This window comes from Pseudomonas sp. GW822-FHT07A10, assembly GCF_058798795.1.
On record NZ_JBXAKV010000003.1, the window covers coordinates 240,662 to 261,156 of the forward strand.

The 20,495-nt window shown below is 59.9% G+C and carries 16 protein-coding genes and 1 pseudogene; 11 read left to right on the forward strand and 6 right to left on the reverse strand.

Going from position 1 to position 20,495, the window contains the following annotated elements; all coding sequences use genetic code 11:
• Positions 1 to 54: 54 nt before the first annotated feature.
• Entirely contained in the window at positions 55 to 492 is a 438-nt protein-coding gene (locus tag AC1RL4_RS07445; protein ID WP_007933196.1) for a universal stress protein, read from the forward strand.
• A gap of 78 nt (positions 493 to 570) precedes the next feature.
• On the opposite strand, the gene AC1RL4_RS07450 is transcribed toward AC1RL4_RS07445, so the two are convergent.
• The gene (locus tag AC1RL4_RS07450; RefSeq protein ID WP_018925314.1) at positions 571 to 2,493 is read right to left on the reverse strand and encodes an ATP-binding cassette domain-containing protein; all 1,923 of its coding nucleotides are present in this window, start codon (positions 2,491 to 2,493) and stop codon (positions 571 to 573) included.
• 213 nt (positions 2,494 to 2,706) lie between these two features.
• Here AC1RL4_RS07450 and AC1RL4_RS07455 point away from each other — a divergent pair, with 213 nt between their 5' ends.
• Complete coding sequence (locus tag AC1RL4_RS07455) at positions 2,707 to 4,635, forward strand: transglycosylase SLT domain-containing protein (protein ID WP_019579912.1); 1,929 nt, start codon at positions 2,707 to 2,709, stop codon at positions 4,633 to 4,635.
• 78 nt (positions 4,636 to 4,713) lie between these two features.
• On the opposite strand, the gene AC1RL4_RS07460 is transcribed toward AC1RL4_RS07455, so the two are convergent.
• A complete protein-coding gene (locus AC1RL4_RS07460; RefSeq protein WP_026331762.1) occupies positions 4,714 to 6,498 on the reverse strand; it encodes an ABC transporter transmembrane domain-containing protein in 1,785 nt (594 codons plus the stop codon).
• A 268-nt stretch (positions 6,499 to 6,766) separates the two neighbouring features.
• On the opposite strand from AC1RL4_RS07460, the gene AC1RL4_RS07465 reads away from it, so the two are divergent.
• Positions 6,767 to 6,946 (forward strand): PA1571 family protein, encoded by a 180-nt coding sequence (locus AC1RL4_RS07465; RefSeq protein ID WP_019579910.1) that lies wholly within the window; start codon positions 6,767 to 6,769, stop codon positions 6,944 to 6,946.
• 91 nt (positions 6,947 to 7,037) lie between these two features.
• On the opposite strand, the gene pdxB is transcribed toward AC1RL4_RS07465, so the two are convergent.
• The gene (gene pdxB / locus AC1RL4_RS07470; RefSeq protein ID WP_230174133.1) at positions 7,038 to 8,180 is read right to left on the reverse strand and encodes a 4-phosphoerythronate dehydrogenase PdxB; all 1,143 of its coding nucleotides are present in this window, start codon (positions 8,178 to 8,180) and stop codon (positions 7,038 to 7,040) included.
• 335 nt (positions 8,181 to 8,515) lie between these two features.
• Between pdxB and AC1RL4_RS07475 the strand changes: the two genes are divergently transcribed.
• Positions 8,516 to 9,925 (forward strand): MATE family efflux transporter, encoded by a 1,410-nt coding sequence (locus AC1RL4_RS07475; protein WP_230174135.1) that lies wholly within the window; start codon positions 8,516 to 8,518, stop codon positions 9,923 to 9,925.
• A gap of 48 nt (positions 9,926 to 9,973) precedes the next feature.
• Here the strand turns inward: AC1RL4_RS07475 and tusA are convergent, their stop codons facing one another.
• Both tusA and rlmM read right to left on the reverse strand, forming a co-directional pair.
• Positions 9,974 to 10,225 carry a sulfurtransferase TusA gene (gene tusA, locus AC1RL4_RS07480; protein ID WP_007907805.1) on the reverse strand — a complete coding sequence of 84 codons (252 nt, stop codon included), beginning with the start codon at positions 10,223 to 10,225 and terminating at the stop codon, positions 9,974 to 9,976.
• Between the two features lie 77 nt (positions 10,226 to 10,302).
• On the reverse strand, positions 10,303 to 11,376 hold the full coding sequence (rlmM, locus tag AC1RL4_RS07485) for a 23S rRNA (cytidine(2498)-2'-O)-methyltransferase RlmM (protein ID WP_018925308.1): 1,074 nt from the start codon (positions 11,374 to 11,376) through the stop codon (positions 10,303 to 10,305).
• Positions 11,377 to 11,598: 222 nt separating this feature from the next.
• Here rlmM and acnA point away from each other — a divergent pair, with 222 nt between their 5' ends.
• The 5 genes and pseudogenes from acnA to AC1RL4_RS07510 all read left to right on the forward strand — a co-directional run.
• Positions 11,599 to 14,340, forward strand: a complete 2,742-nt coding sequence (gene acnA / locus AC1RL4_RS07490; RefSeq protein ID WP_028941158.1) for an aconitate hydratase AcnA — start codon at positions 11,599 to 11,601, stop codon at positions 14,338 to 14,340.
• A gap of 111 nt (positions 14,341 to 14,451) precedes the next feature.
• Positions 14,452 to 15,243 (forward strand): CPBP family intramembrane glutamic endopeptidase, encoded by a 792-nt coding sequence (locus tag AC1RL4_RS07495; RefSeq protein WP_028941157.1) that lies wholly within the window; start codon positions 14,452 to 14,454, stop codon positions 15,241 to 15,243.
• 107 nt (positions 15,244 to 15,350) lie between these two features.
• The gene (locus AC1RL4_RS07500) at positions 15,351 to 16,916 is read left to right on the forward strand and encodes a methyl-accepting chemotaxis protein (RefSeq protein ID WP_019579905.1); all 1,566 of its coding nucleotides are present in this window, start codon (positions 15,351 to 15,353) and stop codon (positions 16,914 to 16,916) included.
• Positions 16,917 to 17,247: 331 nt separating this feature from the next.
• A complete protein-coding gene (locus AC1RL4_RS07505; RefSeq protein WP_230174139.1) occupies positions 17,248 to 17,487 on the forward strand; it encodes a type II toxin-antitoxin system YafO family toxin in 240 nt (79 codons plus the stop codon).
• A 50-nt stretch (positions 17,488 to 17,537) separates the two neighbouring features.
• Positions 17,538 to 17,642: pseudogene (locus tag AC1RL4_RS07510) on the forward strand (methyl-accepting chemotaxis protein); the annotation flags it as partial.
• Between the two features lie 38 nt (positions 17,643 to 17,680).
• On the opposite strand, the gene AC1RL4_RS07515 reads toward AC1RL4_RS07510, so the two are convergent.
• On the reverse strand, positions 17,681 to 18,355 hold the full coding sequence (locus AC1RL4_RS07515; protein ID WP_230174140.1) for an alpha/beta family hydrolase: 675 nt from the start codon (positions 18,353 to 18,355) through the stop codon (positions 17,681 to 17,683).
• Positions 18,356 to 18,449: 94 nt separating this feature from the next.
• On the opposite strand from AC1RL4_RS07515, the gene ccoN reads away from it, so the two are divergent.
• The gene (ccoN, locus tag AC1RL4_RS07520) at positions 18,450 to 19,874 is read left to right on the forward strand and encodes a cytochrome-c oxidase, cbb3-type subunit I (protein ID WP_230174142.1); all 1,425 of its coding nucleotides are present in this window, start codon (positions 18,450 to 18,452) and stop codon (positions 19,872 to 19,874) included.
• A 10-nt stretch (positions 19,875 to 19,884) separates the two neighbouring features.
• Positions 19,885 to 20,493 carry a cytochrome-c oxidase, cbb3-type subunit II gene (gene ccoO / locus AC1RL4_RS07525; RefSeq protein ID WP_007942211.1) on the forward strand — a complete coding sequence of 203 codons (609 nt, stop codon included), beginning with the start codon at positions 19,885 to 19,887 and terminating at the stop codon, positions 20,491 to 20,493.
• The last annotated feature ends 2 nt before the right edge of the window (positions 20,494 to 20,495 follow it).

A 20,495-nucleotide genomic window follows, 5' to 3' on the forward strand; every position in this document is an offset into this window, starting at 1 on the left:
GCGCTTGAAACCAGCCATACTTACCAATATTGCAATCCTCAGGAGGAGCACCTCATGCCCTACCACCATATTCTGGTCGCTGTAGATCTAACCGAAGAGTGCGATCCTGTAATCCACCGCGCCCGCGAACTTTCGGTGAGCAATGGCGCAAAGCTGTCCCTGGTGCATATCGTCGAGCCGATGGCCATGGCCTTTGGCGGCGACGTGCCGATGGACCTTTCCCAGTTGCAACAGCAACAGTTCGATCAGGCCAAGGAGCGCCTTGAGCGGCTGATCCTGAAATACCCGGAGCTCTCCAAGGAATACAGCCACTTGACCTACGGCCAGCCGCGACAGGAGATTCACCATCTCGCCAAGGAGCAAACGTGCGACCTGATCGTGGTGGGCAGTCATGGCCGGCATGGCCTGGCACTGTTGCTCGGTTCCACTGCCAATGACGTGCTGCACGGCGCGCCTTGCGATGTACTTGCCGTGCGCCTGCAAAAAAGCTGACAACTAGCAACAATAAAACCCTTACGAAAAGCCCGGCATTCACACGAGTGAAGCCGGGCTTTTTTATAGCCGGATCAATCAGGCATCCAGTTCTGCCCAGCGCTCGACCATCACGTCGAGTTCAGCCTGTAACTGCTCAAGCTGAGCGATCACTGCAGCCGTCTCGGCAGGAGGACGCTGATAGAAACCGGCGTCCGCCATCTGCGCTTCAACCACCGCGATCTGCTGCTCCATGGCTTCGATCTGGCCAGGCAAGGCTTCCAGCTCGCGCTGCAACTTGTAGCTGAGTTTCTTTTTTGCCACCGGCGCTGGCGTTTCCACTGCAGCAACCGGCGCAGGTTCGGCCGTCACGACAGCCGAATTCAGGTCGGCTTTGCCGGACTTGCTCTCGGTCACACCCAGCAGGCGCGGCGAGCCGCCCTGACGCAGCCAGTCCTGATAACCGCCGACGTATTCGCGAACCTTGCCTTCGCCTTCGAAGACCAGGGTGCTGGTGACCACGTTGTCGAGGAATGCCCGGTCGTGGCTGACCATCAACACGGTGCCGTTGAAGGTCAGCAAGACCTCTTCCAGCAGTTCGAGGGTTTCCACGTCGAGGTCGTTGGTCGGTTCGTCGAGCACCAGCAGGTTCGCCGGTTTGCTGAACAGTTTGGCCAGCAGCAGACGCGCACGCTCACCACCGGACAACGCCTTGACCGGCGTGCGGGCACGCTGCGGGCTGAACAGGAAGTCGCCAAGGTAGCTCAGCACGTGACGGCTCTGGCCATCGATATCGATGAAGTCGCGACCTTCAGCCACGTTGTCGATCACGGTCTTTTCCAGATCCAACTGATGGCGCAACTGGTCGAAATAGGCCACGTCGATGCGCGTCCCCTCTTCCACTGTGCCACTGGTCGGTTGCAGACCGTTGAGCATCAGCTTCAACAGCGTGGTCTTGCCGGTACCGTTGGCGCCGAGCAGACCGATGCGGTCGCCGCGCTGCAGGACCATCGAGAAATCCTTGATCAGGAACGGGCCGCCCGGGTGAGCGAAACTCACGTTCTCGAGCACCATTACCTGCTTGCCGGACTTGTCGGCGGTATCCAGCTGAATGTTGGCCTTGCCGGTACGCTCACGACGCTCGCTACGCTCGACGCGCAGGGCTTTCAGTGCACGGACACGACCTTCGTTACGGGTGCGACGCGCCTTGATGCCCTGGCGGATCCAGACTTCTTCCTGGGCCAGTTTCTTATCGAACAGCGCGTTGGCGGTTTCTTCAGCGGCCAATGTGGCCTCTTTGTGCACGAGGAAGCTGGCGTAATCGCCGTTCCAGTCGATCAAGCCGCCGCGATCCAGTTCCAGGATCCGGGTTGCAAGGTTCTGCAGGAATGAACGGTCGTGCGTGATGAACAGCACGGCGCCCTGGAAATCCTTCAGCGCTTCTTCAAGCCAGGCGATGGCACCGATGTCCAGGTGGTTGGTCGGTTCGTCGAGCAGCAGCAGGTCCGGTTCGGAAACCAGCGCCTGAGCCAACAGGACGCGACGACGCCAGCCGCCGGACAATTCGGCGAGGGTCTTGTCGGCAGGCAACTGCAGACGGCTCAAGGTGCTGTCGACCAGTTGCTGCAAGCGCCAGCCATCTCGGGCTTCGAGGTCGTGCTGGACGTGCATCAGTTTGTCCAGATCGGCGTCAGTGACGATGTTCTGGCTCAGATGGTGATATTCGGCAAGCAACGCGCCAACGCCGTCGAGGCCTTCGGCGACCACGTCGAACACGGTCCGCTCGTCGGCTACCGGCAATTCTTGCGGCAATTCACCAATCTTGAGGCCAGGTGCGCGCCAAACGGAGCCATCGTCGGGCTTCTGGTCGCCCTTGACGAGCTTCATCATGCTGGACTTGCCAGTGCCGTTGCGGCCGATGATGCACACCCGCTCACCACGGGCGATCTGCCAGGACACCTTGTCCAACAACGGCATAGCGCCGAAAGCAAGGGACACATCGCTGAATTTGAGCAGGGTCATGAGCTTCTCCAAAAACCGGGCGCGCATTCTACCTGACTTGAGGCTACAGAAGGCCGGCAATTTCAATGTCGAAGCACTCTGCACAACAATTGTTGCGAACTTATGCTGGCATGTCGGCAAAGCTTTCGCCCGTTGCTGGCAAAAGGCTAAGCTACAGATAATTAGGTGCCGGTTTTATCGGCACTTGTCATGATTTCTCTGCCCGGATGTCTCATGCGCAGTCGCCTTTTCAGTCTTTTTTCATGCTTGCTTCTTACAGCCGCTGCCGTTCAATCCGCCCAGGCGGTAGACCTGTCTACCCAACGACAATATTACGACGAAGCCAAGCGTGCCTTGGCCAAGGGCGATTCCGGCCCATATTTCCGTTATAGCCAGGCGCTCAGCGATTATCCGCTGACACCCTACCTGGCCTATGACGAACTGACCGCGCGACTGAAAACCGCGAACAACGCCGAAATCGAGAGTTTCCTCGCCGAACATGGTGACCTGCCGCAAGCCAACTGGATGAAATTGCGCTGGCTGCGCTGGCTGGCTGAACGCGGCGATTGGGAAACGTTCGTCAAATATTATGACCCCAAGCTCAATTTCACCGAACTGGACTGCCTGAACGCGCAGTATCAGATCAGCCATAACCGTAAGGCCGAAGGTTACGCCAACGCTGACAAACTCTGGCTGAGCGGCAAAACCCGGCCCGAGGCATGCGATGCAGTGTTCGGCATGTGGGCCGCCGATGGTCAACTGACTGAACAGAAACGCTGGGAACGCACCAAGCTCGCCGCCCAGGCCGGCAATTACCCGCTGGCCAACAGCCTGATCAATGGCCTGACGACCCTCGCCCCGCGCGGTCGCCTGCTGGTGGATGTGGCGCAGAAACCCGAACTGCTGAATCAGCCGTCGCGCTTTACCCCGGCCGATGAGCCGATGTCCGACATCGTCAGCCTTGGCCTGCGCCGCCTGGCCCGTCAGGATCCGGACAGGGCCATGGCCCTGCTCGACGGCTACGCCAGCAGCATGCACTTCTCCCGGGACGAGAAAGTCGCGATCGCCCGGGAAATCGGGCTGACCCTCGCTCGACGTTTTGACAGTCGCGCACTGGACGTGATGACCAAATATGACCCGGAACTGCGGGACAACACCGTTTCGGAATGGCGCTTGCGCCTGCTGTTGCGCCTGGCTCGCTGGGACGACGCCTATCAGTTGACCCGCCGCCTGCCTCAGGACCTGGCCACCACCAACCGCTGGCGTTACTGGCAGGCTCGCACCCTGGAGTTGGCGCAGCCACAGAATCCACAAGCGCAAACGCTTTACAAGGGCCTGGCTCGCGAACGCGACTTCTACGGCTTCCTGGCGGCCGATCGTTCGCAGTCTCCCTACTCGCTGATCAACAAACCGCTGATGCTCAGCCAAGCGCTGATCAACAAGGTGCGCAATACACCCGGCGTGCGCCGCGCGCTGGAGTTCCATGCACGCGGACAGATCGTCGACGGCCGACGCGAGTGGTACCACGTCAGCCAGCATTTCAGTCGTGACGAGATGGTCGCCCAGGCGAAACTGGCCTATGACCTGAAATGGTATTTCCCGGCAATCCGCACCATCAGTAAGGCGCAGTACTGGGACGACCTGGACATCCGCTTCCCGATGGCTCACCGCGATACCCTGGTGCGTGAAGCCAAGGTCCGTGGCCTGCACTCGAGCTGGGTGTTCGCGATCACTCGTCAGGAAAGCGCCTTCATGGACGACGCCCGTTCCGGCGTTGGCGCCAGCGGCCTGATGCAACTGATGCCCGGCACCGCCAAGGAAACCGCGCGCAAGTTCAGCATTCCCCTGGCCTCGCCACAGCAAGTGCTCGATCCGGACAAAAACATCCAGCTCGGCGCCGCTTATCTGAGCCAGGTCCATAGCCAGTTCAACGGCAACCGCGTCCTCGCCTCCGCTGCCTACAACGCCGGCCCCGGCCGCGTGCGTCAATGGCTGCGCGGCGCCGATCACTTGAGTTTCGATGTGTGGGTGGAAAGCATCCCGTTCGACGAAACCCGCCAGTACGTGCAGAACGTGCTGTCGTATTCGGTGATCTACGGCCAGAAGCTCAATTCACCGCAGCCGCTGGTGGATTGGCATGAACGTTACTTTGACGATCAATAAGCCTGCTTTGAAACGCTGACAAAAATGCCCGCATCGATTGATGCGGGCATTTTTATGGTGCTCGACTTGGTCGGTTACTTAGTCAGTTACTTGGTCGATTGGGGTATGGAGCCCATCACTAAACTGCAATGCAGCCAATCGCGCATACAACGCATTGCTCGCAATCAACTCTTGATGCGTCCCCACCGCCACCAGTTTACCTTGGTCCATCACCGCGATTCGGTCAGCGTTTTTCACTGTCGCCAGTCGATGGGCGATGACCAGTGTGGTGCGGTTTTTCATCAGGCTGGGCAGGGCTTGCTGGATCAGGTGCTCGCTCTGGGCGTCGAGGGCGCTGGTGGCTTCGTCGAGCAGCAGGATCGGTGCGTCCACCAACAGTGCCCGGGCGATAGCCAGGCGTTGGCGTTGACCGCCGGACAAACCGAGACCCGCGTCGCCGAGGTGGGTCTGGTAGCCGTTGGGCATTTGCTCGATGAAGTCGTGGGCGTAGGCAATTTTGGCGGCTTCCTGGACCTGGGCCAAAGTCGCCGTCGGGTGGCCGTAGCGAATGTTCTCTTCGATGCTGCCGAAGAACAGCGCCGGGGTTTGCGAGACGAGGGCGAAGCAGCGACGCAGGTCCAGAGGGTCGAGTTGGGTCAGCGGCACACCGTCCAGCAGGATGCGTCCTTCAGCGGGGTCATAAAAGCGCAACAGCAGGTCATACACCGTCGATTTGCCAGCACCTGACGGCCCGACCAGAGCGAGGGTTTCGCCGGCGTTGATCGTCAGACTCAAACCATCGACGGCATAGCTCTCAGGACGCGACGGGTAGGAAAAGCGCACATCTTGCAGCACCAGATCGCCCTTCACCCGCTCAGGCAAGGTCACCAGCCCATGGGTCGGGGGCTGAATGATGTTTTCCGAACGCAGCAATTCGGCAATCCGTTCCGCCGCCCCTGCTGCTCGCTGCAGTTCGCCGATCACTTCACTCAAGGTGCCGAAGGCGCCGCCGACGATCAGGCTGTAGAAGACAAACGCTGCCAGTTCGCCTGCGGAAATCCGCCCGGCGATCACATCCATGCCGCCGACCCAGAGCATTACCCCGACAGCCCCCAACACCAGCAGGATCACCAGGGTAATCAACCAGGCCCGCTGGAAGATGCGCTTGCGGGCGGTATTGAAAGCCTCTTCCACGGTCGCGGCAAAACGCTGCTCGTCCTGCACCTGATGGTTGTAGGCCTGCACGGTTTTGATCTGACTCAGGGTTTCGGACACATAACTGCCGATATCGGCAACCCGATCCTGGCTCTGGCGCGACAGGGTGCGTACCCGGCGGCCAAAAATCAGAATCGGCGCGACCACCAACGGCAACGCGACCACTACGATGCTGGTCAGCTTGGGGTTGGTAATAAACAACAAGACAATCCCGCCGATCACCATCAGCCCGTTGCGCAGGAACAGCGATAGCGAAGAGCCGATCACCGATTGCAGCAGCGTGGTGTCGGCAGTCAGTCGTGACTGGATCTCGGAGCTGCGGTTGTCTTCATAAAAGCCCGGATGCAGATAGACCAGGTGGTTGAACACCCGACGGCGGATGTCCGCGACAACGCGCTCGCCGATCCACGACACCAGGTAAAAGCGGACAAAGGTGCCGATCGCCAGACCGATCACCAGCAACATGAACAGGCCGATGGACTGATTGAGCAAATGCGTCGACTGGGTCATGAAACCCTGATCCACCAACAGGCGAATCCCCTGCCCCATGGACAAGGTGATGCCGGCAGTGACAATTAACGCCAGCAAGGCGCCTAAGGCCGGCCAGCGATAAGGCGTGATGAAACGGCTGGCCAGGCGAATGGCGCGGCGGTGACGGGCAGAGAGCATGAAGATCATCCGATGATGCAACCAATGGGTTTTGACCCGATCAAGCCTACACCGGTCAATCGGCTTGAACGCTGTAAATCACAATGAGTAACGTTAATTATGACCACCAAGACTAGTGGCTAGAGGTTATTGGTCTAAAGTCCGGGTGGAAACGTCAGGGTATTTCTGATGGACTGAAGAGGCCGACCTGAAAGATCGCAGGGAGTTGTCACAGCCCGGTCACTTGGCGGTTCTACAGTAAGCAAACAACCTGATGAGGAGACAGGCCATGTCCTTGCAAAACAGCAGCGATGACAAGATTCCAGTGATCCGCACGCAGCCAGACCAGTCTCTGGGTTGCTCGATTATTGATGAGGATGGGCGCGAAGTACCGATCACTGAAAGCATGATCCAGGACGCTTGCCGCGAACTGGAAAAGCGATTGGTCAAGCCTGCCGAACAAAAGTGATATAGCCACCGTCTTCTTGACCCGGCCCTGTTGACCGGGTTTTTTATGGGTGTCTGTTTTGTGTGGCTTTTGTAGGGATCCGGTCAGTTTGCTAGGCAGAGGTTGCGCCTAAGGCCGCCACGATCTGCTGCAACGCCGGCGAATCCCCTTCGACCCGCACTTTCAACCCATCGATTTCACGCCGCAGCGGGTAATGTTTGCGCAACGCATCGAACGCCACACGTTGTTCGTTCACATTACCTACAAGGCTACGACGGAAATCCGCGTCGTCACGGCGCGGGTCATACACGCCACGGCACAACATCGCCAGCGCCCAGGCCGGATCGGTGTCAGCATTCAACGTAACAGCCGACAGCCATGGCGCTGGCAGCAAATCGTTCAGGCTGACCTGTTCCGGTTGCCCAAGAAATTTGCAAAACGCCTGATAGATCTGCGCCGTCCCGCGCTGTTTGCCGTCGAGGCTGTAGCCGGCAATGTGCGGCGTCGCGATGACACACAACTCCGCCAGCGCTACATCGACTTCAGGCTCAGCCTCCCAGACATCCAGCACCGCTTGCAGATCTTCACGCTGCAACAGCACCTGACGCAGGGCGGCGTTGTCGATCACCGGGCCACGACTTGCGTTGATCAGCCAGGTGCCGGGTTTGAGTTGGTTTAAACGTTTTTTATCGAACAGATGCCAGGTTGCCTGGGGGCCCTGTTTGTCCAGCGGCGTGTGCAGGCTGACGACATCGCATTGCTCGATGATCTGCTCGAGACTGACGTAATCGCCCCCTTCAGCGGCTTGCCGTGGCGGATCGCAAACCAGCACATTCCAGCCCAGGCCTTGCAGAACCTTGACCAGCCGCCCGCCCACCTCGCCGGCGCCGACCACGCCGTAAGTGCGCTGAGTCAGGTCGGCACCTTCGATTTCGGCCAGGGTCAGCAAGCTGCCCAGCACGTAATCGACCACACCCCGGGCATTGCAGCCTGGCGCGCTGGACCAGGTGATGCCGGCCTGCTGAAAGTAGTCCAGATCCAAATGATCGGTGCCGATGGTGCATGTGCCGACAAAGCGCACTTTGCTGCCTTCGAGCAATGCGCGATTGACGTTGGTCACTGAGCGCACCAGCAGCACATCGGCCTGTTCGACGGTGGCGCGGTCGATGGAACGTCCCGGCACTCGGCGGATTTCACCGAAACCTTCGAAGAAGGCATCGAGCAGCGGGATATTTTCGTCGGCAACAATCAACATGGCAGGCTCCTTTGGCGGACCGGCAGTTTAGGCGCAGATGGAGGTGATGGGCCAGCAGGTATTAAGCACCTTAGTTGCCCCCCTGTGGCGAGGGAGCTTGCTCCCATCCGGCTGCAAAGCAGTCGCAAAGACTGATGCCGCGGTGTGTCTGAAGGAACTGGACAGCTGCTTTTGGGGCTGCTGCGCAGCCCAGCGGGAGCAAGCTCCCTCGCCACAGGGAGTGGGGGATGCCTGTAAAACTGATTACAAATCCGCAACACAGGATTTTTCCTGACCATTGCGTCAAGGCGTAGAATGCGCCGCCTCGCGCATCAAAATCCTTTGGACGTTTCGCCTTGAATTCCGTGACCGACCCCACCGCCGCTATTTCCCTCAACCGCCCGGCCCGGGTTCGCCTGGAGCTGAAAAACCTGCTCGGCCTGGCGTTGCCGATCATGATCGCGCAACTGGCGACCACCGCCATGGGCTTCGTCGATGCGGTGATGGCGGGACGGGTCGGGCCTCGCGATCTTGCGGCCGTCGCGTTAGGCAACTCGATCTGGGTGCCGGTGTTTCTGTTGATGACCGGTACGCTGCTGGCCACCACCCCGAAAGTCGCCCAGCGCTTCGGTGCCGGCACTCACAGCGAGATCGGCCCGATCGTGCGTCAGGCCTTGTGGCTGGCGTTGGTGGTGGGTTTGATGGCGACCGGCCTGCTGTTCAGCGCCGAACCGATCCTGCATATCATGAAGGTCGATCCCGAGCTGATCGGCCCGTGCATGCAGTACCTGCACGGCATCGCCAGCGGCCTGCCCGCCGTCGCGTTCTATCACGTATTGCGCTGCTTCAGTGATGGCCTGGGTCGCACGCGTCCGGCCATGGTCCTTGGCTTGTGCGGGCTGGCGCTGAATATTCCGCTCAATTACATTTTCATCTATGGCCACTTTGGTGTGCCCGCGATGGGCGGTGTCGGCTGCGGCTGGGCCACGGCAATCGTGATGTGGGTGATGGCCCTGGGGATGGCCGGCTGGGAACGGTGGGCGCCAGCCTATCAGTCGAGCCAGTTGTTCAGCCGTTTCGACTGGCCCCAGTGGGCGGTGATCAAACGTTTGCTGGGCATCGGCCTGCCAATCGGCATCGCCGTTTTCGCCGAGTCGAGCATCTTTGCGGTGATCGCCCTGCTGATCGGCAGCCTCGGCGCCACGGTGGTCGCCGGGCACCAGATCGCCCTGAATTTCAGCTCACTGGTGTTCATGATCCCCTACTCCCTGGGCATGGCCGTGACCGTGCGGGTCGGCCAGGCACTGGGCCGTGAAGAACCACGCGAAGCACGCTTCGCCGCCGGGGTCGGTATGGGCACGGCACTGGCTTATGCGTGCATTTCCGCAAGCATGATGCTGTTGCTGCGTGAACCCATCGCCGCAATCTACACCGCCGATCCGACGGTGATTCACGTAGCCGCGATGCTGATTGTGTACTCGGCGCTGTTCCAGTTTTCCGATGCGATCCAGGTGACAGCGGCCGGCGCACTGCGCGGCTATCAAGACACGCGAGTGACGATGATCCTGACGCTGTTCGCTTATTGGGGCATCGGTTTGCCGGTGGGTTACGCCTTGGGCCTGACCGATTGGTTCGGCGCGCCGAGTGGCCCGAGCGGGCTGTGGCAGGGTTTGATCGTCGGCTTGAGTTGCGCGGCGCTGATGCTGTCGATCCGCTTGGCGCGCAGCGCACGCAAACGGATCCGCATCAGCCGTTCGGCCGGTTAAGCGAGCGCAAAAAAAGGGCCTGCACATGCAGGCCCTTTTTTGTGCCCTTTAAGCGAGTTTCTTGCGGATCCAGTACAGGTAGGTGCCTGCCTCTTCATGCTGCGCGACGAGTTCGTGATCGAGAAACACGCAGAACTTGGGGATGTCGCGACGGGTCGACGGGTCAGTGGCGATCACCTTCAGCAGGCCGCCGGGCACCAGGTCACGGATGTGCTGGTGCAGCATCATCACCGGTTCCGGGCAATTGAGGCCGGTGGCGTCGAGGGTGCCGTCGACCGGCGTATCGATCATTTCACTCATGGTTTACTCCTGAAACTTGCCGGCATTGTCGCGCATTGCCGGGTGTTCGGTCACCTGTGGGAGCGGGACCGTGTGAATCAGCGGGATTTCGGTTTTTTCACGTCAAGCCGGCGCAAATGGCAGGTCACTTCTTCACGGTCGTGATACAGCTGCTTGCAGCCGATTTCAACCCGAATGCCCCGCGCCTTGAACCCCTCGGCAATACGCTCCAGCAAGCGCTTCACTTCGGCATAACGCTGTTTCATCGGCAGCTTGAGGTTGACCACCGCTTCCCGGCAATGCCCCTCGCCAATCCATTCTTCCAGCATCGCCGCGTTGCGCGCCGGCTTCTCGACAATGTCACAGACCATCCAGTCCACCGGCTGCTTGGGCTTGAAGGTGAAACCGTCCGCCATCAAATGCTGCACCAGACCAGTATCCATCAGGCTTTCGGCCATCGGGCCATTGTCGATGGCGGTCACCAGCATGCCGCGGTTGACCAGTTGCCAGGTCCAGCCGCCCGGGGCGGCGCCGAGGTCGACACCGGTCATGTCGCTGTGCAGACGCTCATCCCACTGGTCGCGGGGAATGAAGTGATGCCAGGCCTCTTCCAGCTTCAACGTCGAACGGCTCGGCGCTTCACGGGGGAACTTCAGGCGTGGGATGCCCATCGGCCACATCGCCGAATTGTTCGACTCCGCCAACCCCATGAACACTTCGCGGCCGCTCTTGAAGGTCAGCAGCAGACGCGGCTTGTTGGGGTCTTCCACCAGCTTGCCGGCCGCCATCAACGCCTTGCGCAGGTGCACTTCAAACTTCTTGCAGAAGTTCGACAGCTCTTTGCCATCGTTGGTGTCGACCATTTCCAGCCACAGGCTGCCGCACAGCGGGAAGTCCGCCATGTGGGCGAGGATCACGCTGATGCGGTCGGTTTCCGGCAGATCAATAAAGATCCCACGGGCCCACTGGCGCGGGAAGATCAGGTCGGCGAAACGCTGGCCACGCATCAGGCGCTCGGCACCGTCTTCTTCGGTGCAGATGAATTCGGCATAGGCGCTGGCGGTCTTGGCCTTCGCATAACCGGCCACGTTCAGCCGCGCGGCATGTTCGGAAATCTCGGAACAGACTTCGCCTTCGAAGCCCGGTCGGCAATGCATAAAGAGGGTGTTCATTCTTACTCCTGGGCAGTTGGCGGAAAAATTGCGCCACTGCGCGATGCCCAGACTTGCGTTGAAGCAAAGCCTGTCACGAAAACCGGCGCATGATAGCCGAGTTCGGAACCTTGGACTTGCCCTTAGGGTCCAGTTATTAGCCTTAAGCACCAAACAGGACTAGGTTTAAACCTCTGCCCGTCCCTCAGTCCGTAGCCGTGTGGACTTAAAGGAGTCATTTCAATGCCGTCCCTCGATAGCCTGAAAACCCTTAAAACCTTACAAGTCGACGACAAGACCTATCACTACTTCAGCTTGCCCGAAGCCGCCAAGAGCCTGGGTGATCTCGACAAGCTGCCCATGTCGTTGAAAGTGTTGCTGGAAAACCTGCTGCGCTGGGAGGACGAGAAAACCGTCACCGGCGCCGATCTCAAGGCGATTGCCGCCTGGCTCAAGGAGCGTCGCTCCGACCGCGAAATCCAATACCGCCCCGCGCGGGTATTGATGCAGGACTTTACCGGCGTCCCGGCCGTAGTCGACCTGGCCGCCATGCGCGCCGCCATGGCCAAGGCCGGTGGCGACCCGCAGCGCATCAATCCGCTGTCGCCGGTGGACCTGGTGATCGACCACTCGGTGATGGTCGACAAATTCGCCAGCAGTAGCGCCTTCGAACAGAACGTCGACATCGAAATGCAGCGCAACCACGAGCGCTACGCCTTCCTGCGCTGGGGCCAGAGCGCCTTCGACAACTTCAGCGTGGTGCCGCCGGGCACCGGCATCTGTCACCAGGTAAACCTTGAATATCTGGGTCGCACGGTCTGGACCAAGGATGAGGACGGCCGCACCTATGCCTTCCCGGACACCCTGGTCGGCACCGATTCCCACACCACCATGATCAACGGACTCGGCGTACTCGGCTGGGGCGTCGGCGGGATCGAAGCGGAAGCGGCGATGCTTGGTCAACCGGTGTCGATGCTGATTCCGGAAGTGATCGGCTTCAAACTCACTGGCAAGCTCAAGGAAGGCATCACCGCCACCGACCTGGTGCTGACCGTCACCCAGATGCTGCGCAAGAAAGGTGTGGTCGGCAAATTCGTCGAGTTCTACGGCGACGGCCTCGCCGACCTGCCGCTGGCCGACCGCGCGACCATTGCTAACATGGCTCCGGAATACGGCGCCACCTGCGGCTTCTTCCCGGTGGACGAGGTGACCCTGGAATACTTGCGCCTGTCCGGCCGCACCACGGAAACCGTGAAACTGGTGGAGGCCTACAGCAAGACCCAGGGCCTGTGGCGCCTGCCCGGCAAAGAGCCGGTGTTCACCGACAGCCTGGCGCTGGACATGGGCAGCGTCGAAGCCAGCCTCGCCGGGCCGAAGCGCCCACAAGACCGCGTCTCGTTGCCGAATGTCGCGCAAGCGTTCACTGACTTTCTCGGCCTGCAAGTCAAACCGACCAGCAAGGAAGAAGGTCGCCTCGAAAGTGAGGGCGGCGGTGGTGTCGCAGTGGGCAACGCCGATCTGATCGGTGAGGCGGACTACGCCCACGAAGGCCATACGCATCGGCTGAAAAACGGTGCGGTGGTGATTGCCGCGATCACCTCTTGCACCAATACCTCCAACCCCAGCGTGATGATGGCGGCTGGACTATTGGCAAAAAAAGCCGTGGAAAAAGGCCTCAAGCGCAAACCCTGGGTCAAGAGTTCGCTGGCCCCCGGTTCGAAAGTGGTCACCGACTACTACAAGGCAGCCGGCCTGACCCACTACCTCGACCAACTCGGTTTTGCCCTGGTCGGTTATGGCTGCACCACCTGCATCGGCAACTCCGGGCCGTTGCCGGAGCCCATTGAAAAAGCCATCCAGAAAGCCGACCTGACCGTCGCCTCGGTGCTGTCGGGCAACCGCAACTTCGAAGGCCGCGTGCATCCGCTGGTGAAAACCAACTGGCTGGCCTCCCCGCCGTTGGTCGTCGCCTATGCGTTGGCCGGCACGGTGCGCATCGACATCAGCAGCGAGCCCTTGGGACACGACAAGGACGGCCACCCGGTTTATCTGCGAGACATTTGGCCGAGCACCAAGGAAATCGCCGACGCGGTGACTCAGGTGAACACCGCGATGTTCCACAAGGAGTACGCCGAAGTGTTCGCCGGCGACGAGCAGTGGCAAGCCATCGAAGTGCCGCAGGCGGCGACTTATGTCTGGAACAACGATTCGACGTATATCCAGCATCCGCCCTTCTTCGATGACATTGGCGGTCCTGCGCCGGTGGTCAAGGATGTCGAAGGGGCGAAAGTCCTCGCACTGCTCGGCGACTCGGTGACCACCGACCACATCTCCCCGGCCGGCAACATCAAGACCGACAGCCCCGCCGGCCGTTACCTGCGTGAACAAGGAGTGGAACCGCGGGACTTCAACTCCTACGGCTCACGTCGCGGCAACCACGAAGTGATGATGCGCGGCACCTTCGCCAACATCCGCATTCGCAACGAAATGCTCGGCGGTGAAGAAGGCGGCAACACGATTTACATTCCGACCGGGGAAAAACTGCCGATCTACGACGCGGCCATGCGTTACCAGGCATCGGGCACGCCGCTGGTGGTGATCGCCGGGCAAGAATACGGCACCGGATCGAGCCGTGACTGGGCGGCCAAGGGCACCAACCTGCTGGGGGTCAAAGCCGTCATCGCAGAAAGCTTCGAGCGGATTCACCGTTCAAATCTGGTGGGCATGGGCGTGTTGCCGCTGCAGTTCAAGCTGGATCAGAACCGCAAGAGCCTGAACCTCACCGGCAAGGAAACCCTGGACATTCTTGGCCTGACGGGCGTCGAACTGACTCCGCGGATGAACCTGACGCTGGTCATCACCCGTGAAGACGGCAGCCAGGAGAAGGTCGAGGTATTGTGCCGGATCGATACCCTGAACGAAGTGGAGTACTTCAAGGCCGGAGGGATTTTGCATTACGTGTTGCGGCAGTTGATTGCCTCGTAACAGCCAGCTGACAACGACACCGCCTTCGGGCGGTGTTTTTGTTTGGGCGGTGTATGTCTCTATAATTGCGCGCCCCAAGAAAACAGGCACCTCCGCCCTCAAGGACTTCAAATGATCGCTCTGCCATGGATCTATCTGGCACTTCTCTCGCTCGGCTACGGCCTGGCTTTGATCTACGGCCATCTCGGCTGGCTGGCTGCCATTTCTTTCGGGTTACTGCTGATCGCCGGTTTCGCCGTTCGCCAACAACAGATTCCCCTCGGCCGCTACCTCGGCCACGGCTTGTTCATCGTCCTGGCGGTGGCGCTGGCGACACACTGGCTTCCCGGTTTCTACAACGGTCGAGCCATCGATCCCCAGCGTTTCACCGACGATGCCGTGCGGTTCGCCATGTACCTGAATCTGGACAAACCCCTGATCGGCTTCTGGCTGTTGCTGGTTTGTCCGTGGATTATCGGTCGGCGCTCCCTGCGCCTGTCCGTGTATGCCACCGCCCTCGCCCTGACCGTGAGTGCCGTACTGGCTCTGGGTGGTGCGCTGTTGCTGGGGGTGATCAGTTGGGCACCGAAATGGCCGGATCAGGCCTGGCTGTGGATGCTGAACAATCTGTTGCTGGTGACGCTGGTGGAAGAAGCGCTGTTTCGCGGCTACATCCAGGGCGGTCTGAGCCGGCAGTTTAAACACCTGCCTTATGGCGAAAGCCTCGCGCTGGTGCTCGCATCATTGCTATTTGGCCTCGTTCATCTGGGCGCTGGCTGGCAATGGGTGTTGCTGGCGAGCCTGGCCGGTATCGGCTATGGCCTGGCTTACCGATTCGGTGGGTTAGGTGCGGCCATCGCCACCCATTTTGGTTTGAATCTGCTGCATTTCGGCTTGTTCACGTATCCGATGCTCGCGGGATGATGACGCAGCGGTCGTTTTGCGACGCGTTACTGATCTATTGAAAAAAAACTTCAATAAATGCCCGACGATGCCGATACACCATCAAAGCCTTGCGGATTGAAAAAGCCATGCGTAACAACCAGCCCATTACACAACGCGAACGGACCTTCCCGGCTCAGCAACGGTTGATTTCCACCACCGATGCCAAGGGCATGATCACCTACTGCAACGATGCTTTCATCGAAATCAGCGGGTTTTCGCGTGAGGAACTGATCCGTGCGCCGCATAACCTGGTTCGTCACCCCGACGTCCCGGCTGCGGTGTTCGCGCACATGTGGGGCACACTGAAACAAGGCTTGCCATGGATGGGCATTGTCAAGAATCGCTGCAAGACCGGTGACCACTACTGGGTTAACGCCTATGTCACACCGGTGTTCGAAGGCAATCAGGTGATCGGTTACGAGTCGGTGCGGGTCAAGCCCACCGCCGAGCAGATCCGCCGTGCCGAAGCGCTCTACCAACGCATCAACCAGGGCAAGTCCGCCGTTCCTCAAAGAGATAAGTGGTTGCCAGTACTTCAGGATTGGCTGCCGTTCATTCTGGTCAGCCAGTTGAGCTTCATGATCGGCGCCACCCTGACGTCGCAATGGGGCTTCGCCCTCGCCGCCGGTCTTTCGGTGCCGTTGGGCTTGATGGGCTTGAGCTGGCAACAGCGCGGCATCAAGCGTTTGCTGCGCCTGGCCGAACAGACCACGTCCGACCCGCTGATCGCGCAGATGTACACCGACAGCCGCGGTGCCCAGGCACGCTTGGAAATGTCCATTCTCAGCCAGGAAGCTCGCCTGAAAACCTGCCTGACGCGCCTGCAAGACACCGCCGAGCATCTGAACGAACAAGCGAAACAGTCCGACACGCTGGCTCACAACAGCTCCACCGGCCTGGAACGTCAGCGCGTCGAAACCGAGCAAGTGGCGACCGCCGTCAATCAGATGGCCGCTACCACTCAGGAAGTCGCCAGTCACGTGCAGCGCACCGCCGACGCCACTCAGGAAGCCAATCGCCTGACCGGTCGCGGTCGCGACATCGCAGGTGAAACCCGCGAAGCCATTCAACGCCTGTCAGTGGTGGTCGGTGAAACCGGCCTGACCGTTACGCAACTGGCCAAGGACAGCGACGAAATCGGCGGCGTGGTCGACGTGATCAAAGGCATTGCCGACCAGACCAACCTGCTCGCCTTGAACGCTGCGATCGAAGCCGCGCGTGCCGGTGAGATGGGTCGTGGTTTTGCGGTGGTGGCCGACGAAGTGCGCCAATTGGCGCAGCGCACCAGCGAATCCACCGGGCAGATCCACGCCCTGATCGCCAAGCTGCAACAAACCGCCAGCACGGCGGTGCAAACCATGGAGGCCGGCCATCGCCAGGCCGAAGAAGGTGTGGCGCGGGTATTGGAAGCGGATCAGGCGCTGGTGGGCATCAGCGAAGCGGTAGCCCACATCACTGACATGACCACCCAAATCGCTGCTGCGACCGAAGAGCAAAGTTCGGTGGCCGAAGAAATCAGCCGCAACATCAGCAACATCTCGCAACTGGCTGATCAGACCTCGGAACAGGCACAGAACTCGGCGCTGCTGAGTGAAGAACTGACCAAGACCGCGAATACCCAGTATTCGTTGGTGGAGCGGTTTAACCGCTGATCGTGGTCGAAAAACAAAAAACCCGGACAGCGAAAGCTTCCGGGTTTAATGAGATGGTCAGCCTGACCGAGAAGCCCTGCAGGTTTACGCTTGCAGGGCTTTTCTCGTTTTCGGCGGAGGATCTCTCATGAACACGATGACGCTTCTCGGTATCGACATTGGCAAACACAGTTTCCACCTGCATGGCCATGGATGCCAGCTGCCAAAATCTCTGCACTTTTTGAACAAATAAACAACTGGCAAAACTTCGCCGCACACTTTTACAACTACAAAGTTGTGCGGCGAACTGCCGACTATTTTCGGGCGAGACGAACGGCTCGACCTCAGCGATATGCACCACATCCACCTGGCAAGCACTCAAGCGATTCAAGCCCAATGGGCAAAAATCGACCGCCAGTATTACCGAACCGCTCTGGTTGAAGATCCTGACAATGACTTCTGGCTGATCTATGCCTTTGACGCCTTTCGGGATGAATACCTTTTGCTGACTGTCACCGGCCCTGATGCCCATAACCGAAGTGAGTGGGGTTCATTCCTGCGCACTGTGCATTGTGAAATCGTTGGGCCTTAGGTAGTGGGTAAAGTCATCTTTCCCGACCTGGACGACTGTTGATTCAAATGACGGACCAGACCTCGGAACAGGCACAAAACTCGGCGCTGCTGAGTGAGGAACTGACCAAGACCGCGAATACCCAGTATTCGTTGGTGGAGCGGTTTAACCGCTGACAACAAAGTCAAAGGCTGCGATCTTTTGATCTTGCTTCTCACAGAAACCCGGCGACTTTCTTCGCTGTCGCGTCCAAATGCTGCTCATGCGTAAACCCCGAAGCCTTCAACGGTTTCAAATCATGGTCCGCCGCCCCCAGCCAGAACACTTCGATACCTGGTGCCAACGTGTAAGCCTCAACGGCTTCACGATTCCCCAGCGCATCGCGCTCGCCCTGCACAATCAACGTCCGTGTCTTTAGCGCAGCCAAATGCTCAACCCGAGGTTTCTCCGGTTTGCCGACGGCATAGAACGGATAACCGAGGCACACCAAGGCATCCGCACCCAGTTCATCAGCCAAAAGACTGGCCATCCGCCCGCCCATGGACTTGCCGCCAATGGCCAGACGCCCAGTGACATGGCGTCGCACCACGGCGTACACCTCGCGCCAGCATTCCAGCAGTTTCGGCGTCGGGTTCGGTGGGCGCTTGCAGCCGTCCACTCGCCGCTGGGCCATGTACGGAAACTCGAAGCGCAACACGTTGACGCCTTGCGCGGCAAGGCGCGCAGCCATGTCGCTCATCCAGCCGCTGTCCATCGGCGCACCGGCGCCATGGGCGAGAATCAGTGTCGCCGAGGCCGGTACCGAGGCGGCATTCCACAGCCATCCGTGATCCCGCACGCACTGCGCCCATTGATCCCCGTCAATACTGGCCTTGTGCTGTTTGTCCATGCTTGCCTCGCTTTTAGTCTGCCTATAACTCCAGGCGAAGGGAGCGTTGCCTTGCGCACGCGTTCTCCTTCGGCTGAACCGTGGATGGGGAACCATGAACACTTCTATCAGTACCGCCTACAACTACAAGGTGGTCCGCCAATTCGCCATTATGACGGTGGTGTGGGGCATCGTCGGCATGGGGCTCGGGGTTTTTCTCGCCGCCCAGTTGGTCTGGCCCGAACTCAACTTCAATCTGCCATGGACCAGTTTCGGCCGGTTGCGCCCGCTGCACACCAACGCGGTGATCTTCGCCTTCGGCGGCTGCGCGTTGTTCGCCAGTTCGTTCTACTCGGTACAGCGTACCTGCCAGACTCGATTGTTTGCGCCGAAAATCGCCGCGTTCTGCTTCTGGGGCTGGCAACTGGTGATCCTGTTGGCGGCGATCAGCCTGCCGCTGGGTTACACCAGTTCCAAGGAATACGCCGAACTGGAATGGCCGATCGACATCCTGATCACCATCGTCTGGGTGGCTTACGCCATCGTGTTCTTCGGCACGATCATGCAGCGCAAGACCAAGCACATCTATGTCGGTAACTGGTTCTTCGGTGGATTCATCATCACCGTGGCAATCCTGCATATCGTCAACAACCTGGAATTGCCGGTGAGTCTGACCAAGTCCTACTCGCTGTACTCCGGTGCGACCGATGCCATGGTGCAGTGGTGGTACGGCCACAACGCCGTAGGCTTTTTCCTCACCGCCGGTTTCCTCGGGATGATGTACTACTTCGTGCCGAAACAGGCCGAACGCCCGGTGTATTCCTATCGCTTGTCGATCGTGCACTTCTGGGCGCTGATCACCCTGTACATCTGGGCCGGTCCCCACCACTTGCACTACACCGCGCTGCCGGACTGGGCACAGTCGCTGGGCATGGTGATGTCGCTGATCCTGCTGGCGCCCAGCTGGGGCGGGATGATCAACGGCATGATGACCCTGTCGGGTGCCTGGCATAAGTTGCGCAGCGACCCGATCCTGCGTTTCCTCGTGGTGTCCCTGGCGTTCTACGGCATGTCGACCTTCGAAGGGCCGATGATGGCGATCAAGACGGTCAACGCCCTCTCCCACTACACCGACTGGACCATCGGCCACGTTCACGCCGGCGCGCTCGGCTGGGTGGCGATGATTTCCATCGGTGCGCTGTATCACATGATCCCGAAAGTCTTCGGCCGCGAGCAGATGCACAGCATCGGCCTGATCAACGCGCACTTCTGGCTCGCCACCATCGGCACAGTGCTGTACATCGCCTCGATGTGGGTCAACGGCATCGCCCAGGGCCTGATGTGGCGCGCAATCAACGAGGACGGCACGCTGACCTACTCCTTCGTCGAAACCCTGGTGGCCAGCCATCCTGGCTTCATCGTGCGACTGGTGGGCGGCGCGATCTTCCTCAGCGGCATGCTGCTGATGGCTTACAACACCTGGCGCACCGTGCGGGCCTCGCAGCCTGCCGAAGCCGTCGCTGCCGCGCAGATCGCCTGAGGAGTCCGCCATGAAACACGAAACAATCGAGAAAAACGTCGGCCTGTTGATGTTGCTGATGGTGTTCGCCGTGAGCATCGGCGGCCTGACCCAGATCGTCCCGCTGTTCTTCCAGGACGTGACCAATAAACCGGTGGAAGGCATGAAGCCCTACACCGCGCTGCAACTGGAAGGTCGCGACATCTACATCCGCGAAGGCTGCGTCGGTTGCCACTCGCAGATGATCCGCCCGTTCCGCGCCGAAACCGAACGCTACGGCCATTACTCGGTGGCCGGGGAAAGCGTGTGGGATCACCCGTTCCTCTGGGGCTCCAAGCGCACCGGCCCGGACCTGGCGCGAGTCGGCGGGCGCTACTCCGAAGACTGGCACCGCGCGCACTTGTACAACCCGCGCAACGTGGTGCCGGAATCGAAGATGCCGGCGTATCCATGGCTGGTGGCCAACCCGCTCGACAGCAGCCACACCGAAACCAAGATCCGCGCCATGCGCACCCTCGGCGTGCCGTACACCGACGAAGACATTGCAGGCTCGGTCGCTTCGCTCAAGGGCAAGACCGAGATGGACGCGCTGGTTGCCTACCTGCAAGTGCTCGGCACTGCCATCAAGAGCAAGAGGTGAGT

What these genes read in the sequence shown, in the direction of transcription:
- AC1RL4_RS07445 (WP_007933196.1), top strand. Translation starts at nt 55, where the DNA reads ATGCCCTACCACCATATTCTGGTCGCTGTAGATCTAACCGAAGAGTGC.
- AC1RL4_RS07450 (WP_018925314.1), bottom strand. Translation starts at nt 2,493, where the DNA reads ATGACCCTGCTCAAATTCAGCGATGTGTCCCTTGCTTTCGGCGCTATG.
- AC1RL4_RS07455 (WP_019579912.1), top strand. Translation starts at nt 2,707, where the DNA reads ATGCGCAGTCGCCTTTTCAGTCTTTTTTCATGCTTGCTTCTTACAGCC.
- AC1RL4_RS07460 (WP_026331762.1), bottom strand. Translation starts at nt 6,498, where the DNA reads ATGCTCTCTGCCCGTCACCGCCGCGCCATTCGCCTGGCCAGCCGTTTC.
- AC1RL4_RS07465 (WP_019579910.1), top strand. Translation starts at nt 6,767, where the DNA reads ATGTCCTTGCAAAACAGCAGCGATGACAAGATTCCAGTGATCCGCACG.
- pdxB (WP_230174133.1), bottom strand. Translation starts at nt 8,180, where the DNA reads ATGTTGATTGTTGCCGACGAAAATATCCCGCTGCTCGATGCCTTCTTC.
- tusA (WP_007907805.1), bottom strand. Translation starts at nt 10,225, where the DNA reads ATGAGTGAAATGATCGATACGCCGGTCGACGGCACCCTCGACGCCACC.
- rlmM (WP_018925308.1), bottom strand. Translation starts at nt 11,376, where the DNA reads ATGAACACCCTCTTTATGCATTGCCGACCGGGCTTCGAAGGCGAAGTC.
- acnA (WP_028941158.1), top strand. Translation starts at nt 11,599, where the DNA reads ATGCCGTCCCTCGATAGCCTGAAAACCCTTAAAACCTTACAAGTCGAC.
- AC1RL4_RS07495 (WP_028941157.1), top strand. Translation starts at nt 14,452, where the DNA reads ATGATCGCTCTGCCATGGATCTATCTGGCACTTCTCTCGCTCGGCTAC.
- AC1RL4_RS07500 (WP_019579905.1), top strand. Translation starts at nt 15,351, where the DNA reads ATGCGTAACAACCAGCCCATTACACAACGCGAACGGACCTTCCCGGCT.
- AC1RL4_RS07505 (WP_230174139.1), top strand. Translation starts at nt 17,248, where the DNA reads ATGCACCACATCCACCTGGCAAGCACTCAAGCGATTCAAGCCCAATGG.
- AC1RL4_RS07515 (WP_230174140.1), bottom strand. Translation starts at nt 18,355, where the DNA reads ATGGACAAACAGCACAAGGCCAGTATTGACGGGGATCAATGGGCGCAG.
- ccoN (WP_230174142.1), top strand. Translation starts at nt 18,450, where the DNA reads ATGAACACTTCTATCAGTACCGCCTACAACTACAAGGTGGTCCGCCAA.
- ccoO (WP_007942211.1), top strand. Translation starts at nt 19,885, where the DNA reads ATGAAACACGAAACAATCGAGAAAAACGTCGGCCTGTTGATGTTGCTG.